At 66.7% G+C, this 16,526-nt stretch carries 16 protein-coding genes and 1 tRNA gene; 8 read left to right on the top strand and 9 right to left on the bottom strand.

The genetic code is table 11. The features are described 5' to 3' along the window. Positions 1–55 precede the first annotated feature (55 nt). Positions 56–418 (top strand): Mth938-like domain-containing protein, encoded by a 363-nt coding sequence (locus GGD82_RS00770; RefSeq protein ID WP_150060663.1) that lies wholly within the window; start codon positions 56–58, stop codon positions 416–418. A 130-nt stretch (positions 419–548) separates the two neighbouring features. Beyond that, positions 549–625 (top strand) — tRNA-Ile (locus tag GGD82_RS00765). Between the two features lie 33 nt (positions 626–658). Here the strand turns inward: GGD82_RS00765 and GGD82_RS00760 are convergent. Then, a complete protein-coding gene (locus GGD82_RS00760) occupies positions 659–1,279 on the bottom strand; it encodes a hypothetical protein (RefSeq protein WP_150060664.1) in 621 nt (206 codons plus the stop codon). A gap of 867 nt (positions 1,280–2,146) precedes the next feature. On the opposite strand from GGD82_RS00760, the gene GGD82_RS00755 reads away from it, so the two are divergent. Continuing rightward, complete coding sequence (locus GGD82_RS00755; RefSeq protein WP_170284118.1) at positions 2,147–3,214, top strand: ChaN family lipoprotein; 1,068 nt, start codon at positions 2,147–2,149, stop codon at positions 3,212–3,214. Positions 3,215–3,432: 218 nt separating this feature from the next. Here GGD82_RS00755 and GGD82_RS00750 read toward each other — a convergent pair whose 3' ends face one another. The 4 genes from GGD82_RS00750 to GGD82_RS00735 all read right to left on the bottom strand — a co-directional run bounded on the left by GGD82_RS00750 (position 3,433) and on the right by GGD82_RS00735 (position 5,976). After that, positions 3,433–3,720 carry a hypothetical protein gene (locus GGD82_RS00750; RefSeq protein WP_150060666.1) on the bottom strand — a complete coding sequence of 96 codons (288 nt, stop codon included), beginning with the start codon at positions 3,718–3,720 and terminating at the stop codon, positions 3,433–3,435. A 238-nt stretch (positions 3,721–3,958) separates the two neighbouring features. Next, positions 3,959–4,219: a hypothetical protein gene (locus tag GGD82_RS00745; RefSeq protein WP_150060667.1), complete on the bottom strand. Its 261-nt coding sequence runs from the start codon at positions 4,217–4,219 to the stop codon at positions 3,959–3,961. Between the two features lie 567 nt (positions 4,220–4,786). Next, positions 4,787–5,233, bottom strand: a complete 447-nt coding sequence (locus GGD82_RS00740; RefSeq protein ID WP_150060668.1) for a hypothetical protein — start codon at positions 5,231–5,233, stop codon at positions 4,787–4,789. Positions 5,234–5,310: 77 nt separating this feature from the next. Next, positions 5,311–5,976: a class I SAM-dependent methyltransferase gene (locus GGD82_RS00735; protein WP_150060669.1), complete on the bottom strand. Its 666-nt coding sequence runs from the start codon at positions 5,974–5,976 to the stop codon at positions 5,311–5,313. Between the two features lie 183 nt (positions 5,977–6,159). Here GGD82_RS00735 and GGD82_RS00730 point away from each other — a divergent pair, with 183 nt between their 5' ends. Together GGD82_RS00730 and GGD82_RS00725 are read left to right on the top strand one after the other, a co-directional pair. Beyond that, on the top strand, positions 6,160–7,269 hold the full coding sequence (locus GGD82_RS00730; protein WP_184013210.1) for an NAD(P)/FAD-dependent oxidoreductase: 1,110 nt from the start codon (positions 6,160–6,162) through the stop codon (positions 7,267–7,269). After that, a complete protein-coding gene (locus GGD82_RS00725) occupies positions 7,266–8,543 on the top strand; it encodes a hypothetical protein (RefSeq protein WP_150060671.1) in 1,278 nt (425 codons plus the stop codon). The genes GGD82_RS00730 and GGD82_RS00725 overlap by 4 nt, the downstream gene beginning before the upstream one ends. Before the next feature lie 179 nt (positions 8,544–8,722). Here GGD82_RS00725 and rpoD read toward each other — a convergent pair whose 3' ends face one another. The 3 genes from rpoD to GGD82_RS00710 all read right to left on the bottom strand — a co-directional run bounded on the left by rpoD (position 8,723) and on the right by GGD82_RS00710 (position 13,374). Beyond that, positions 8,723–10,774, bottom strand: coding sequence for an RNA polymerase sigma factor RpoD (rpoD, locus tag GGD82_RS00720; RefSeq protein WP_150060672.1), 2,052 nt, complete (start codon positions 10,772–10,774; stop codon positions 8,723–8,725). Positions 10,775–11,019: 245 nt separating this feature from the next. Next, entirely contained in the window at positions 11,020–12,864 is a 1,845-nt protein-coding gene (gene dnaG / locus GGD82_RS00715; RefSeq protein ID WP_150060673.1) for a DNA primase, read from the bottom strand. Between the two features lie 60 nt (positions 12,865–12,924). Further along, the gene (locus tag GGD82_RS00710; protein WP_150060674.1) at positions 12,925–13,374 is read right to left on the bottom strand and encodes a GatB/YqeY domain-containing protein; all 450 of its coding nucleotides are present in this window, start codon (positions 13,372–13,374) and stop codon (positions 12,925–12,927) included. 232 nt (positions 13,375–13,606) lie between these two features. Here GGD82_RS00710 and carA point away from each other — a divergent pair, with 232 nt between their 5' ends. The 3 genes from carA to GGD82_RS00695 are packed head-to-tail and all read left to right on the top strand — an operon-like array spanning position 13,607 to position 15,920. Continuing rightward, positions 13,607–14,788: a glutamine-hydrolyzing carbamoyl-phosphate synthase small subunit gene (gene carA, locus GGD82_RS00705; protein ID WP_150060675.1), complete on the top strand. Its 1,182-nt coding sequence runs from the start codon at positions 13,607–13,609 to the stop codon at positions 14,786–14,788. 7 nt (positions 14,789–14,795) lie between these two features. After that, complete coding sequence (locus GGD82_RS00700; RefSeq protein WP_425468496.1) at positions 14,796–15,350, top strand: CreA family protein; 555 nt, start codon at positions 14,796–14,798, stop codon at positions 15,348–15,350. Positions 15,351–15,395: 45 nt separating this feature from the next. Then, positions 15,396–15,920, top strand: a complete 525-nt coding sequence (locus GGD82_RS00695; RefSeq protein ID WP_150060676.1) for a prolyl-tRNA synthetase associated domain-containing protein — start codon at positions 15,396–15,398, stop codon at positions 15,918–15,920. A gap of 52 nt (positions 15,921–15,972) precedes the next feature. Here the strand turns inward: GGD82_RS00695 and GGD82_RS00690 are convergent, their stop codons facing one another. Next, positions 15,973–16,518 (bottom strand): GNAT family N-acetyltransferase, encoded by a 546-nt coding sequence (locus GGD82_RS00690; protein ID WP_211364672.1) that lies wholly within the window; start codon positions 16,516–16,518, stop codon positions 15,973–15,975. Between the last annotated feature and the right edge of the window lie 8 nt (positions 16,519–16,526).

Raw genomic sequence — 16,526 nt, 5'->3', positions numbered from 1 at the left:
GAACCACGTCACGCGTTTGTACTCCCTTGCCACCCCGGACACGAGGCGACGGCCCATGGACATCTCCCCCATAGTCCCCCGCCACCGGCAAGTCGTGCAGGCCTACGGCGACGGCGCCTTCCGCATCAGCGGGGTCCAGCACGCCGGGTCCGTCATCGTGATGCCGGAGACCGTGCATGCTTGGTCCGGGGAGGTCAGCGAGCAGGGCTTGGCCGTGATCCTGGACGCAGCCGAGACCATCGATATCCTTCTGGTTGGAGGCGGCCCCTCCATGGCCCCGATCCCGGCGGCTCTGCGGCAGACCCTGCGCGCCCACGGCATCGTGCCGGAGCCGATGGACACCGGAGCCGGCTGCCGAACCTACAACGTACTGATGGCCGAGGACCGGCACGTCGCCGCCGCCCTGGTCGCGGTCTGACGCCTGGCGTTTGGACCGTTACGGTCGTCATAAATCTCCTTGACCGGGTCGGGCGAACGACTAGAGTTTCGCCTCTCCCGGGAGCCGGCACGCCGAACCGTATCGGATCCGGCGATCGCCTCGCCCTTGGGGGCCTGTAGCTCAATTGGTTAGAGCCGGCCGCTCATAACGGTCTGGTTGCAGGTTCGAGTCCTGCCGGGCCCACCACCTTTCTTTTGAAGCCGACCGACTCACCCCACATCAGACGAAGCCGAAATGGATGCCCAGGGCAACCATGTCGTGGGCGTTGATGATGGAATGGCGCGTGATGTGCTCGTCCTTCAGCTTCGGGATAAAGAACTGCCAAGCTTCGAGCACCCCAATATCGTCGGGAAGCCGCGCATCCTCCGCCCCGATGCCCGACACACTCACCTGCCGTTCCTTGTGCAGGCTTTTTTTGCCCGCATCCGACCATTTTTTCTGGGCCGCGAAGGTCCCCCAGAACGCACTGATCGGAACCTGCGTGACGACTTCGATGTAATTGTCGAGGTCGTTCCAGTCGATACATACCGCCGACATGTAGCGGACCATCGCGCTCATATCGATCTTATTGAGCTTGGCTTGGTGATAGCGCCCGAGCGCACCTTCATAGTCCTCCCTATAGGGCAGCACGGGTGACCACCAGGGTGTGACGCCGTATGTGGGATGGGCTGGCGCTTCACCCTTGGTGAGCTTGAACAGCCGGAACCCGGCGGGGAGTTCCACCACCCGCACGGGCTTCGTTGTGCCAAAAGCATCAACGTCGCTTTGACGTAAGTGCAGGCGACCGTTCGCCTTGAAGTCGCTGATGGAAAGTGGCGGGTTCTTTACATTGTCGCCCACGATCACCTCCTCTGCCGAGACCCGAATACACCGCGAGCCATCCGCCCCTGCGCGAACGGACATTTTCTTTCGTTTTAAAGCCGTGGCGCCGCCCTCGCACACACGCGGGGTCGCGGCCCGTGGACACCACCGGTCCTGTGTGACGTCCGCAACAGCCGCAAGCCTCCGAACGAGCGGAAGAATGGAGACACACGGATCCCGCCCCCTACAGGCAAAAGCGTGCCCAGCTGCGGCGACAACCTCAAGCGAAATATTGCAGTAACTTTGTCGGGTATAAAAATAATACGGCTATTACTTGAGCATTTCGCTCTTCGACGGCGATTGCCTCACCACGAGACCTCACCCAGGGCGCCGCCAAGACCCGCTTCGCCTGGCGGGTGGCGCCGTATCGGAGACAGGATCGCAAGGCCGGGTGCCAAGCGAGCCGTCTTCCTTGCGCCCGTACACGCTTCAGGAAAAGGACCCCGTCTATCATTGGAGGTTCCGTGCGCGCAAACGGCGATGCGGTCGCTCGGCGGCCAGATCGCACCGGAGATCGCCGGCGCCCGCACCATTGTGTTCCGCTTCGGCGTCTCGCCGGCCGGCTTGGCCCGTGATGACCGTGAGGCCCCGCTCACCTGGCATCGCCGAACGTCCCGGGCCGTTCGACATTACGTTCATGGCAGGCCCCGATGCCGGTGGCCAACGACGCCATGGAGGCTTGGACGCGGGCATTGCGCGACCGGTGGTACCCCGCCCACGCGGAAAACCGTGTGCGGGTGCTGCAGTTGATCCGGACCGACGCGGGCCCGTATCGTGGGACTGTGCGTGCGGCGGCCCATGGACCGCCAGACGCGCGGCCATCGTCACCACACGGGATCCCGCCACATGCTTTGCCCGCCCCGCGCCCTCGCCCCCTGGGTTGTCTGGTCCGCCCTCGCCCTTCCGATCGCGGGCGCTCACGCCGGCGCGCCGCCCTGGGGCGGAGACTGGACCACGTCGATCCGGGCCGAGCATCCGCTCGCCGGCGCGCTGCTGGACCCCGCCACGGCCAACGTGCTGGACGCCGCCGCCGTGGCCAACCGTCTGCGCGGCGCCGATGTCGTCCTTTTGGGGGAAAAGCACGACAACCCCGACCACCACCGGGCGCAAGCCTGGATCCTTGAGGGGTTGGTCACGGCGGGGCGCCGACCGGCGCTGGTTCTTGAGATGCTGGACAGCCGGCAAGGTCCCGCGCTGGCAGAGTATCTCGCCAATGCGGACGCCACAGCGGCCGGCCTGGGTGCGGCCGTCCATTGGGCGGACAGCGGCTGGCCGGACTGGACGCACTACCAGCCCATCGCGGAGGTCGCCTTGAACGCCGGCCTGCCGGTGCTGCCGGGAAACCTTCCGACCGACACCGTCCGCCGCGTGGCCGGCGCAGGGGCCGAAGCGGTCCTGGGGGCCGAGGGTCTCGCCCCGCGCGCCCTGGACGTCCCGCTTCCCACAGACCTGACCGAGGCCTTAGGTGCGGAGATCCGGCGTGGCCACTGCGATATGCTGCCAGACGCCGCCCTGCCCGGCATGATCGCCGCGCAGCGCGTCCGGGACGGCGAGATGGCACGCGCCCTGCTGAGCGGCCGCGCGCGCGACGACACCGATAGCGCGGTTCTGATCGCGGGAAACGGGCATGTGCGGTCTGACCGGGCCGTGCCCTGGTACCTAGCGCAGCGCGCGCCGGACGTCCGCTCCGTGTCCGTGGGCATTCTAGAGATCGGCCCCGATCTGCCCGCGACCCCGACCCCCGCCGATCTGCGGGACACGGAGGCTCCCGTTGCGACGGCCCCTCAGCCCTTCGACTTGATCATGCTGACGCCCGCCCTGGACGACGTCGACCCCTGCGAGGCCTTCCGCGCGCAGCTTGAACGCCTGCGGGAGCGAAAGGACGACGAACCGGCGCTGCCCTCCGGTGACTAGAGCGTTTTGCATGGCATCCGGATGCTGCAAAACGCGCTAGCCTATTGAATCTTAAGAAAATCGTCGTCGCAATCGGGTCCAGATTGCTCGGGATTTGCTATAAAGGGCCGACACAGCAATGGCTCCGGCCATACCAGCCGGAGCCATTGTCACGTGTGGCACGTGTCACACCTTCCGTGCGCGCCTGAGGGGAACGGGCGACGCAAGCCGGCGCCTCACTATTCCGCAGCGGCCGTTTCCGGAAGCGACTGAGCGAACTGATCCTCAAAGTCACGGAGCGCCCGACGATACCGCGCTCCCGTAACCGCGTCGCCCTGGCGTTCCGCCTTTTCGGCGGCCCGATCCAGAACCTCGCGGATGGTATAGTGTCCCTTCGGCTGGCGGAGCGTCATCTCCGTCCAGGCCGCCGCCAGCATCGGCAGCAATTCCTCGCTTTCCGCGATGGCGGCCACGTACGAGGACGTTGACGCCGTGAGCGCCTTGATGCGTTCGGGATCCAGTCTCATGATCGTGCCTCCAGTCGCATTCGGGCAGTCGCATTCGGGCCGTCGCGATCGGAACAAACCCTGCCGAAGCCGCCCACCTCGGCCTTCTCCGTCGGCACCCCATATCGGCACCGCTGCGCCCGGCCACCCCAAGGCCGGTTACCGCGAACCCGACCATCCCGAAGAGTGCGTGGGCCGAAACCGCGGCCCCCGGTTTCTTCGCGCAACGGACGCCCGTTCCGCGTCCTGTTGCGTTTATCTATTCTGAACCGAGCCTGGCGCGCTCGCGCGCCAGGATTCGGTCCAAATCATCCGCCGCTTCAAAGTCACCTCGGAGCCGGGCCTCGCCCGCGCGCTCTTCAAGGATCGCCACGACGCGAACCCGGCCCGTGGTCGAATCGACTTCCCGCGCCACCCATTCGGCGGCAACAACGGTCGGCAACCGTTCGAAGGCAGCCATCGCCTCAACCTCGTCGGCCTCCATACCGCAAAAGGCGATGCAATCTTCAATAGTCAGCATGGCGCGTACTCTCCGTTGTCCTTGAGACGCCGGGTCGTCCCGCCACGGCATTCCTATGTCTCACCTCCAGAACGTCTCACCCCTGGGCTTGCCGTTGGGCTTCGGCCTTTGTCACACCGGCCGTTCTGCCATCCGGCCCCGCCGCACCACCACCGATGAAACGCCAGTTGGTTGCGGGAGCAGGGCGCCCAATTCATGCAAAACCATAACATTCCTGTTGCAGAAACGCAAAACCGCCTAAAAAACGTCAAGGCGTTCAACGCTGCGTCACAAAACCTGACATCCATCGTATTTGAGGCAAGACACCCAGAACACTGATTCTTTCGTATGAGAGTCCTGAGAGCAATCAGCCTTCGCTCTATAAAGCCCGCACGCGGGCACGTATCGTTAGAACTATGTTTATACGGATCGAACGATTTTTCTCGCCCTTCTTTCGGTCCAAACGCAGGGAATGCCGCGCGAAAAGCGGACCCTCGGGCATTGGGACGTTCCAAAACCAAGGCGGATCCATGGGCGGATCGCCTTCTCTTTTCGTGTGCGCCTTTTGGGCGTGGGATCGAAAAGAGGTCAAAGTCCCGCCCCGACTCCATCCATTCCGGATTCGAATCGGATGGAAAGCCGACCGGCACGCACGGCCTCTCCATCGTCCGGATGCGTCCAGACCTCCACGGTGTCGGGCCCTTTCAGATCGAACGGAGGCACCTGGCACGCCGAAAACAGGATCTGCTTGCGGGTCGCGTCATCCGGCATCGCGGCCGACGCGGCGCCCTTGACGTCGTAACGGGTCAGCTCCGCCCCGGTCCCCGCCAGATGCACCGACACGGCGCACCGCGTGGGCAGATCCCCGAGGTCGCAGATCAACCACACCGCCACGGCCAGCCGCGTCATCAGAGCCGGCGGCGTGCCCCGCATCACCAAAGGCCCGGTCAACACGCCCATGAACGAATGCTTGTCGCCGAGTTCCGGCCGGATGTCCTCGCAGAACACGGCCAGGGCGACACGGGGGTCCAGCATGCAACCGCCTCCTTGCACCGTCGGCCCCTGAACGGACTCGTCCGCTCATCGACCGGTTTTACATACGACCGCCGCGGTCAGCGAAACACCCAGAGGTCCCAGGCGTTGCCCGAGCGGGGGTTGGTCAGCGTGGCCCGGTCCAGCACCGTCCACATGTCCCCGTCCATGGTCGCGTGCATGGCGCGAAACGGCCCGTTGGCACCACTGTCGGGCCGGCGCGGATGCTGAAGGGTCACCACCATCACCCCGTCGGCCGCCAGCCAACGCCGGAAGCGCGGCAGCCAGGATACCGACTCCCCGCTATAGCTGAGCACCTCGGTCAGGACGATGGCGTCGTACCGCTCCGCCGGATCCGGCGGCTCGAAATCGGCCAACCCCGCCCGGATCAGACGCGCCCGATGCGCATCATCCGGCCCGATCACGCGACGGGCCGTCTCCAGAGCCACCGCCGACACATCAAAGCCGGTGTAGTGAACCCCGGACCGGTCCCGAAGGACATGGCGGACCAGCGCGCCCTCGCCGCAGCCGCCGTCCAGAACATGCCCGTCGTCCGGCACCAGATGGCGCAACCACGCCCCGATGATACCGTAGCGCGGCGCTTCCTTGAGCGTGTGGAGGCGGGCGAACTCATCGGCGCGGTAGGCCTCGTCCCAGGCCTCCGGATCGGCGCCGAGCCGCCGTTTGGCCCGGCGCGCCTCACGAGACGATGGTACAGACGGCGCGGCTTCGGCGCGGTGCGCCATGGCAAGCCCTTCCCTGATGCTGGAACGCCCGCGAACTCTTCGATCCTACCGAACCCACCGGGCGGTCGGCCTTGACCGGTGCGGGGCCGGTCCGCACACTCTGCCCGGCCCAGGGCGCCCCGACAACCGGACTCGCCCGCCAGAATGGCACCGTGGCCGGTCAGACGGAGGATCAAAGAGCCCGTGGAGCGTGTGGAGCGGATTGTGATCGGGGCCGGCGTGGTCGGGCTCGCCGTAGCCCGGGCGCTGGCCCTTGCGGGGCGCGAGGTCGTCATCCTGGAGGCTGCGGAGGCCTTTGGCACCGAGACCAGCGCGCGCAACAGCGAGGTCATCCATGCCGGCCTGTATTACCCCCGGAACAGCCTGAAGGCCCGGCTGTGCGTGCGGGGCAAGGGGCAGCTTTACGCCTACCTCGCGGAGCGGGGCATCCCGCACGCCCGCTGCGAAAAGCTGATCGTCGCCACGTCGGCCGGCGGTGCGGCGGAGATCGACGGCCTGCGGGCGGTGCAGGCCCGGGCCGCCGAGGCCGGCGTGGACCTGCCGCTGTTGAGCGCTGCGGAGGCGATGGCGCTGGAGCCGGACGGGCTGGACTGCGTGGCCGCCCTGCACTCCCCCACCACCGGCATCGTGGACAGTCACGGCCTCATGCTGTCGCTGCTGGGCGACGCGGAGGCTCACGGCGCCATGCTGGCCGTCAAGGCGCCGGTGCTCGGGGGCCGCGTCACGGACGACGGTCTTGAACTAGCGGTCGGGGGCGCAGAGCCCATGCGGCTGCGGGCGGATGGCGTCATCAATTGCGCCGGGCACGGCGCGCCGACGGTGAGCCGCGCCCTGGCCGGTGTGCCGGTCGACCCCATCCCGCCGCAGTACTACGCGAAGGGCTGCTATTTCGCGCTAACGGGCCGCGCGCCGTTCCGCCGCCTCGTCTACCCGGTGCCGGGACAGGCCGGGCTGGGCATCCACTACACCATCGACCTGGGCGGCCAGGGACGGTTCGGGCCGGACGTCACCTGGACCGACGGAATCGACTACACGGTGGACGCGGACCGGGCGACGGTTTTCGCCGACAGCATCCGCCGCTATTGGCCGGGGCTTCCGGACAATGCCCTGCATCCATCGTATGCCGGCGTCCGGCCCAAGATTCAGGCTCCGGGGGAGGCCGCGCGGGACTTTCTGATCCAATCACCTCGGGAGACCGGTGTACCCGGGTACAGCGCGTTGTATGGTATCGAAAGTCCGGGCCTGACGAGTTGCCTGGCGATCGCTGACATGGTGGGGGAGTGGGCCGCATGACGGTACCGCGCAAACGGATGACACGAACCGCGGCCACGCGCATGGGCGCCCTTGGGCTCGCCATCGCCACCGGACTGGCGGCGGCCCCACCGACCCCGGCGCATGCGCAGGAGGCGCAATCACCCGGAACCGAGCGCCTGATGGACCAACTCCGCGATCTCGGTCTTGCGCCGGAGCAGGAGGGCATGGACGCCCAGGGGCTGGTGGACGACAGCGACCGTCGCGGCGGCCTCATGGACCGCTATCGCCAGGAACGCGAGGCGCGGGAGGCCGCCCGCCGGGCGGCCGAAGATCCGGGCGAGCCGCTGCTGGCCGTGCCGCCGACCCTGATGCCCAACGTGCGTGAGGAACTGCGCCGGGTCGTCCAGGAGCTGTCGCGCTACGCACGCTCGCGCGATCCCGGGTTCGCCGTCCTGGCCCGCAACGGCACCCCGTTGGCCTTCCGCGCCCACCGGGAGGCTGTGCTGGAGGCCGCGAAGGCAGCGGCGGCCGGTGCCGGCGTGACCGATCCGGACAGCCCCGCCGCCGGCGTCGGCGAGCCGGCCGCCGGCTTTCTGGGCGCCGTCGACGGCATCGTGATGGACGGCCAGTTCTGCGGCGAACCGCCCGTGTCCGACGAAGACCTCGCGCGTCTGGGCTCCCTCAATCTCGTGCTGATCTCCATCGACCATTGCGCCGACCTCGAGGTGGTGGCGGAGGCGCGGCGGCGTGCGGCGGAGGCCGGCGTGATGATCCACGCCGACACCGACCCCAACGGCCGCCTGGACACGGTGCCGGAGGGGCATCCCTATGGCGAGAACGCCGAGAACATCACCGATCCCCATCAGGCCCGCTCGGTGCTGGTGCTGAACGACGCGCGCGGCTATGGGGAGTCCAGCCGCCTGATCGGGGCCCTGCGCGACACCAACCACGATCTGCTGATCCTGAACCCGTTCGCGCTGGGCAGCGTCGCCCTGGGCCGCGAGGATGTCGCCGCGCTGCGCTACAAAAAGCTCGGCGCGCGCCGCATGGTCCTGGCGACGTTCGACGTCGGCATGGCCCACGAGACGGCCTACTACTGGTCCCCGGGCTGGTCTCCGGGCGAGCCCCGCTGGCTACAGGCGACCGCGCGCGGCCGGCCCGGCGCCCAGTTCACGGCGTTCTGGGACCCGGCGTGGAAGGCACTGCTCAGCACCTTCTTCGTGGCCGTGATGGACCTGGGCTACGATGGCATCGTGTTCGAGGGTCTGGACTCCCTGCACCGCTGGGAAGCGATCATGCCGCTGGAGCAGTGAGCGGGGACTTTGGAGAGAGCACCGGCATGACTCATCCGGAGCCCCACCCCCGACATGGAAACGCCGCGCATGACACAGGGTCACGCACGGCGTTTTCAGCGTTCAGTGCGGCGTCATAGCGGCGCCGCGACGCAGCAAAGGCCATGAATCGGTCGCGTCCGATTCATGGCCGATCCGTATTAACTATCCAGGAAGCTGCGCAATTTGCGCGACCGGCTGGGATGCTTCAGCTTGCGCAGCGCCTTGGCCTCGATCTGGCGGATACGCTCGCGAGTCACGCTGAACTGTTGGCCGACCTCTTCCAAGGTGTGGTCGGTGTTCATGCCGATGCCGAAGCGCATACGCAGCACGCGCTCTTCGCGCGGGGTCAGGCTGGCCAGCACGCGGGTGCAGGTCTCGCGCAGGTTGGCGTTGATGGCCGCGTCCAGCGGCTGGACGGCGTTCTTGTCCTCGATGAAGTCGCCGAGGTGGCTGTCCTCCTCGTCGCCGATCGGCGTCTCCAGGCTGATCGGCTCCTTGGCGATCTTCAGGACCTTACGCACCTTCTCCAGCGGCATCTGGAGCTTTTCCGCCAGTTCTTCCGGGGTCGGCTCACGACCGATCTCGTGCAGCATCTGCCGGCTGGTGCGGACCAGCTTGTTGATGGTCTCTATCATGTGCACCGGGATACGGATCGTGCGGGCCTGATCCGCGATCGACCGCGTGATCGCCTGCCGGATCCACCAGGTGGCATAGGTCGAGAACTTGTAGCCGCGCCGGTACTCGAACTTATCCACCGCCTTCATCAGGCCGATGTTCCCCTCCTGGATCAGGTCCAGGAACTGAAGGCCGCGGTTGGTGTACTTCTTGGCGATGGAGATCACGAGTCGCAGGTTGGCCTCGATCATCTCCTTCTTGGCCATGGTGGCCTCGCGCTCGCCCTTCTGCACGGTCTGGACGACGCGGCGGAACTCCGAAATCGGCAGGCCCGACGTCTCCGCCACCTGGGCGATGCCGCCGCGCAGATCGCCGATGTCGCGCTCGAAGCGAGCGGCGAAGTCGCGCCAGCCCTTGCCGGGCCGGGACCCGAGGTCCTCCAACCACGTCGGATCCAGCTCACGGCCATAGTAGGCGTCCAGGAAGTCCAGACGCTTCACCTTGGCGCGTTCCGCCAGACGCAACAGGCGGCCTTCCAGGGTCATCAGGCGCTTGTTGAGGTCATTAAGCTGCTCGACGAGTTGATCGATGCGGGCGTTGTTGAGATGCACACCCTCCATCAGGTCGATCAACTCGTGGCGCAGCTTGTCATACCGTTTTTCCGTCGCCGACGGAACGACGTCGCCCTTTTGCAGCAGGCCCAAGCGCTGATCCTGCACCTTCTTCAGCTTGCCGTAGGTGGCGGCAATCTGCTCGAAGGTTTCGATGACCTGAGGCTTGAGCTGCTCCTCCATGGCCGACAGCGAGATGCTGTTTTCCTCGCCGCCGCCGCTGTCCTCGCCATCCGAACTTTCGTCGTCGGACTCCGTTTCATCGTCGTTGGCAGAGGCGGGACGATCCCCGGCCGGCGCGGCGGGGCCTGCGGAATCGCTCCGCTCTTCGGAGTCTCCGTCGGTCTCGGCAGCGTTCTCGCCGTCACCGTCACCGTCGCCGGTCGCAGCAGCGGCACCGCCGCCGGATCCGTGGCCGTTCCCGTTGCCATCGTAGGTCGTTTCGAGATCGATAATCTCTCGCAGCAGCATCTTGCCGGCGACCAGATCGTCGTGCCAGCGCAGCAGCGCGCGAATCGTCAGCGGGCTCTCGCAGATCCCGCCGATCATCATCTCGCGACCGGCTTCAATACGCTTGGCAATGGCGATTTCGCCCTCGCGCGACAGCAACTCGACCGAGCCCATCTCGCGCAGGTACATACGCACCGGATCGTCGGTGCGCCCCATCTCGTCTTCGTTGATGTTGCCCGAGGCCTGGGTCTCGGCCGGTTCCGCGGCCTCCTGCGTCTCGCCCTCGGACTCCTCGGACTCGACAACATTGACGCCCATCTCGGACAGCATCGCCATCGTGTCCTCAATCTGCTCGGAAGAGACGTCGTCTGGAGGCAGCGCCTGATTCAGTTCGTCATACGTGACGTAGCCGCGTTCCTTGCCGCGCTGAACCATCTTCTTGACGGCCGCGTTGAGCGTATCCAGCAGGGGGCCCTCGCCGCCTTCTTCGGACGCATCCCGCGCTTCTGCCGTCGTTGCCGCCTTCGTAGCCATTCGCACTCCGCTCCGCTTTTCGTACCGTCCGCCCGAGACGCTTCGCGTCCGTCGGTCCCATCCCCCCTGGGCAAGCCCAGAAGGGCGCCGGGACCATCACCTACCGGTCAGTCGCTGAACCCCGGCGCCACACCCCGCCCGGCGCGCGCCACCCACGTTGTCCGTCCGCTCATTCCGGAACAGAAAAGCCCCTCCGAGCCGGCGGGCCTTCACCCCCGGTCCCGGACACCCCCACTATTCCGGTGTCAAATGCCATCCCCCTCGGGCAGATCGAAGATGCGACTTCTGACCGCCTGCAACGCCTTCAGTCGGTCCAACGCTTCCTCCGTCATTTCGAGGGCCAAGTGTTCCTCGGCGGCGCGGCAGTCATCCAGAATCGCCGTCCGACAGTGTTGCGCCACGGCATCCTCCCATCCCCGCAGGGCGGATTCGGGCGTCGCCGATGGCCGGGCAAAGGCCGCGTGCAGACTCACCGATGGTCCTAACACGTGATCCAGCATGGCCCCATGACCGGCGTTCCTGAGATGGTCTAGGATGTCATCCCTGTCAAGCGGCTCTCCACCCTGGAGTCGCGCATCACAGGCCACAAGCAGGTCCGCGCGCAAATTAGAGAGCCCAGGATCGCTGAATGCGAGCATCCCCATGCGCTCCGCCACCTGATCAAACAACTCCGGGTGATTCAGAAGCACGGCGAGCATGAGCCCTTCCTGAAGGCGTCGCGCCGGCAACGCCCCCGTCGGCACGGCCGCAAACGGCACCGCGACCGTCGCGCGGTCCTTTCCGCCCGGACGACGGCCCCCCGACCCGCTCCGCCCGCCACCCCGCGCGCCGCGGACCTCGGTCCAGAACCGGTCCCGCAAGGCGGCCCGGTACTGCTGCGCCACCGAACGGTCGGCGATCCCCTCGACCGTGCGCTCAATGTCGCGCTCCAGCGCGGCGCGGCGCTCCGGCGTATCCACGCGGTTCCGGGCCCGCAAAACTCGCCAGCACAGTTCGGCCATCGGCAGCGCCGCGTCCAGCGCCGCCCGCATGGCCCCCGGCCCCCGGCCGCGCAGCAGATCGTCCGGATCCTGCCCCGGCGGCAACAGCGCGAAACGAAGGCTCCGGCCCGGCGTCAGCAGGGGCAGCGCGCGATCCAGGGCGCGGTGCGCGGCCCTTTGGCCGGCTTCGTCCCCATCGAAACAGAGCACCGGTTCGGGCGCCAGCGACCACAACAGCTCGATCTGCGACTCGGTCAACGCTGTGCCCAACGGCGCCACCGTCTGAGCGAACCCCGCCGCCGCCAGGGCGATGACGTCCATATAGCCTTCGGCGACGATGGCCTCCCCGGTCTCCCGGATGGCATCGCGCGCCTCAAACAGGCCGTAGAGCAACCGGCTTTTGCTGAACAGCGGCGACTCAGGGCCATTGAGGTATTTCGGCTTGCCGTCACCCAGCACGCGCCCGCCGAACGAGACCACGCGGCCCTTGCGGTCCCGAATCGGGAAGATCACCCGATCCCGGAACATGTCATAGGGCGCCCGGGAGGTGTCCTCCGGCCGGCCGATCAGCCCCGCTTCCGCCAGCGTCGTGTCATCCAGGCCCTCGCGCCGCAGGTGGGCGCGCAGGGCCCCGCCGGGCGGGGCATACCCGAGGCGGAAATGAGCGATGGTCGCCTCGCTCAACCCGCGCTGGCTTTCCAGGTACGCCAGTCCGTCCCGGCCCTCCGGCAGACGCAAACGCTGCTGGAAGAAGGCACAGGCCGCCTCCATGACCTCTTCAAGGCTGTGCGCCCGCGCCTCCCGTTCACGCTCGCGCGGATCGGGTTGCGGCACCTCCAGCCCGGCCTCGGCGGCCAGGGCCTCGATCGCCTCCATGAACGACAGGCCGCCCGCCGCCATCTCAAAGGAAATGGCATCGCCGTGCGCCCCACATCCGAAACAATGGTAGTGGTCGTCGTAGATATAGAAGCTTGCCGTCTTCTCGTTATGGAACGGGCAACAGGCCTTCAGATTGCGGCCATTCCGAATCAACCGCACACGCCGGCCGATGACCGTAGCCAGACTGACCCGACTTTTCAGTTCTTCCAGAAATCGGTTGGGCAGAGCCATGGCCGGACTCCCCGCCCCTTCACTCGCGAATGCCGTTGAGGCGGGGCCGGAGCCCGCGCATTACGCCAGACGGGCTTTCGCCATCTGGCTGGCGCGGCCGAAGTCCATCTGCCCGGCGTACCGCGCGCGCAGGGCCGCCATGACGCGGCCCATGTCCTTCAGGCCGGCCGCCTTGATCTCGCCAATGACCGAATCGACCGCCGACTCGATCTCGCCACGATCCATCTGATGCGGCAGGAAGGATTTGATGATCTCGACCTCTTCCTGCTCCTGCTCCGCCAGATCCATGCGACAGCCCTGTTCGTACAGCGCGATGCTGTCCAGGCGCTGTTTGATCATGCTCTGGAGCATATTGAGGATGTCCGTCTCGTTGACCTCCTCGCCCCGCCCGCGCGCACAAATGTCGCGGTCCTTCAGAGCGGCCAGAATCAGCCGGATGGTGCAGACGGACCGTTGGTCCTTGTTTCGGATCGCGACCTTGAGGTTTTCGTTCAAACGATCGCGCAGCATGCGTCTGTGTCCTCTCGACACGAGTGGTGAGTGTGTGCCGTCCCCCCCGGGGCATGTCCGGATGGGAGAGGGAGCTAATCGCGATCATCCGCCCTGTCAAATCCTACGCGAGCGGAGGAGCCATGCGCTGCCCTGTGGTCCCGTGCAATCCCGAGGGTGCGCCGGTTGACTTGGCGGCACCGAACGCCCTAAGTAGCCGCGCCTGTTTTCTCCAGCCGGACCCGCCCCTTCCATGACCTTTTCCGCGCAAGACGACGGCCCCGTGCAGGGCCCCGCCGGTGCCACCGCCGCCCTGGTGCTTTCCGATGGATCGGTGCTGTGGGGACACGGCCTCGGCGCCGTCGCCGAAGCCGGGGGCGAAGTGGTGTTCAACACCGCCATGACCGGCTACCAGGAGGTGATGACCGATCCCTCCTACGCTGGCCAGATCATTACGTTTACGTTTCCGCACATCGGAAATGTAGGCACCAACGACGAGGATATCGAGTCCCTGACGCCGGCCGCGCGCGGCTGCATTCTGCGAGCCGAAATCACCGAGCCGTCGAACTGGCGGGCCACGCGCCACTTCAGCGACTGGCTCGCCTCCCACGGGCTCGTCGGCCTCGCCGGGCTCGACACCCGGCGCCTGACCCGGCGCATCCGCGAGGTCGGCGCGCCGAACGGCGTGCTGGCCCACCGGCCGGATGGCCTGTTCGATCTGGCCGCGCTGCGCGCCAAGGCCGCCGGCTGGCCCAGCCTGGAGGGCCAGGACCTCGCCAAGGAGGTCACCTGCGGCCAAACCTACACCTGGGACCAGACGCGCTGGTCCCTGGCGACGGGCTACGGCGTGCAGGCCGATCCGCGCTTCCATGTCGTCGCGATCGACTACGGCGCCAAGCGCAACATCCTGCGCTCGCTGGCGTCGCATGGCTGCCGGGTGACCATCGTCCCCGCCTCGACCGACTTCGAGTCGATCATGGCCCACGAGCCGGACGGGGTGTTCCTGTCCAACGGGCCGGGTGACCCCGCCGCCACCGGCACCTACGCCGTACCGGTGGTCCGCAAGCTGGTCGAGAGCGGCAAACCGGTCTTCGGCATCTGCCTCGGCCACCAGATCCTGGCCCTCGCGCTGGGTGCTTCCACCTATAAGATGGACACCGGCCATCGCGGCGCCAACCATCCGGTGAAGGATCACACCACGGGCAAGGTGGAGATCACCAGCCAGAACCACGGCTTCGGTGTGGACCGGACCTCTTTGCCGTCGGGCGTGGTGGAAACACACACGTCGCTGTTCGACGGCACCGTGGAAGGCCTGGCGGTTGAGGGTAAGCCCGTGTTTTCCGTTCAGTACCACCCGGAGGCATCGCCCGGTCCGCAAGACAGTCAGTATCTGTTTGCACGGTTCATGGACCTCATGACCGCCGCCAAGCCCTGAGGCTCTCTTGGAGGACCCTGCCCTGCACGCTCTCGACACCCTTCGCGCCGTGGGAAAGGCCGGCATCGGCGCATCCATCACCGCCCTGATGGCCGCCGCACTGCTGAGCGCCGCACCGGCCCACGCCGACGAGGTCGGTTGCGTCGATACGGTGTTCAAGCTGATCGGCCCGAATCACAAAATCTGCATCGACTCCCTGCCCGACCCGAAGGTGGACGGCGTCGTCTGCCATCTGTCCCGTCCAGAGACCGGCGGCCTGTCGGGCGCGGTCGGCCTGGCGGAGGATCCGTCGAACAACTCCATCGCCTGCCGTCAGGTGGGACCGATCACGATCAAGGAAGACTTCGACGCCGGCGAGGTCGTGTTCTCTGAGCGCCGCTCGATCCTGTTCAAGAAGCTGCGCGTCCGCCGCTTTTACGACACCGAGAACAACGTGCTGATCTATCTGGTCATCAGCGACAAGCTGATTGAAGGCAGCCCGAAGCACTCGCTTTCCACCGTCCCCATCATGCCTTGGGGCGGGGTCGAGCCCCGCAACCTGCCGGCCGAAAAGCTGGAGTAGGCAGAGTACCACGGGGACTGATCAAGGGACCGTTTGGATCCGGCCATGACCCTGCCCGCACACACGGACTCCTTGTTCGCCTGCCTGGCGGGCCTGGGCATCGAGACCTCGACTGTGGAGCACCCCGCGGTGTTCACGGTGGAGGAGGCAAAGGCCACCCATGACACCATTCCGGGCGTGCACTGCAAGAACCTGTTCCTGAAGGACGCCAAGGGCGCCCTATTTCTGGTGGTCTGCCCACACGACCGCGATATCGCGGTCAACCATTTGCACAAGCACCTGGGCTGCAAGCGCCTGTCGTTCGGCAAGCCGGACCTATTGATGGAGGTTTTGCGGGTGGAGCCGGGCTCTGTGACGCCCTTCGCCCTAATCCACGACGCCGAGCGCCGCGTGACCGTGATCCTGGACAGCGCGATGATGGCGGCCCCGGTCGCGAACTATCACCCGCTGGTCAACACGGCGACCACATCGATCCGAACCGCCGATCTCCGGCTCTTCCTGGACAGCCTGGGCCACGAGGTCCGGGACATGGACCTGACGGCGGCGGGGGCTGCTCCACCAACGCCCTGAGGCCCCCTCTGAGGCCCCCAAAACACGCGGTGCCCCATAAGACACCGCCCCGTCAGTCCACGAGCAGCCGTTCAAACCGTTGCTCCTGGACCCCGCCGGACCACTGATCCACATCCGATGTCGCGACAAGGGTGAATCCCTGGCTCTCGTAAAGATGCCGGGCGGCATTCAGGCCGGCAAAGGTGTTCAGAAAGCACAGCGGATAGCGGCGCGCGTCGCAGAACCGCACGGCCCACTCCAGAAGAGCATGCCCCAGGCCGTGACCGCGCACGCGATCGTCCACGATAAACCAGCGCAAATGCGCGCCGTCCTCCACCTCGCCCCCCGGACTGGCGTGCGGGCCATGGATGACCACCGATCCGACCAGAGCGCCGTCGCGGTCGCGCACCGCAAGCAGAAGGTCGCGGTCGTCCTGGTACTGCTGCAAAAACGCCGCCATATCGGCACTGATCTTGGCCTCGAACGCCGCACCAAAGCCCCACTGCGGCGCGTAGTAGGCCATGTGGAGACCAACGATTTCGGCCAGGAGTCCGGGCCGGTAGCCTTCCACGAAGACGATGGCGGACTCGGTCTCCGGATCCAGCGTAACGGAGGCCATGCGGCGGA

The organism is Roseospira marina (genome assembly GCF_014197855.1).
Taxonomy (GTDB): Bacteria; Pseudomonadota; Alphaproteobacteria; order Rhodospirillales; family Rhodospirillaceae; genus Rhodospira; species Rhodospira marina.
Note: the sequence above shows the minus strand (reverse complement) of the source record. Positions and strands in the feature narration are given on the sequence as shown.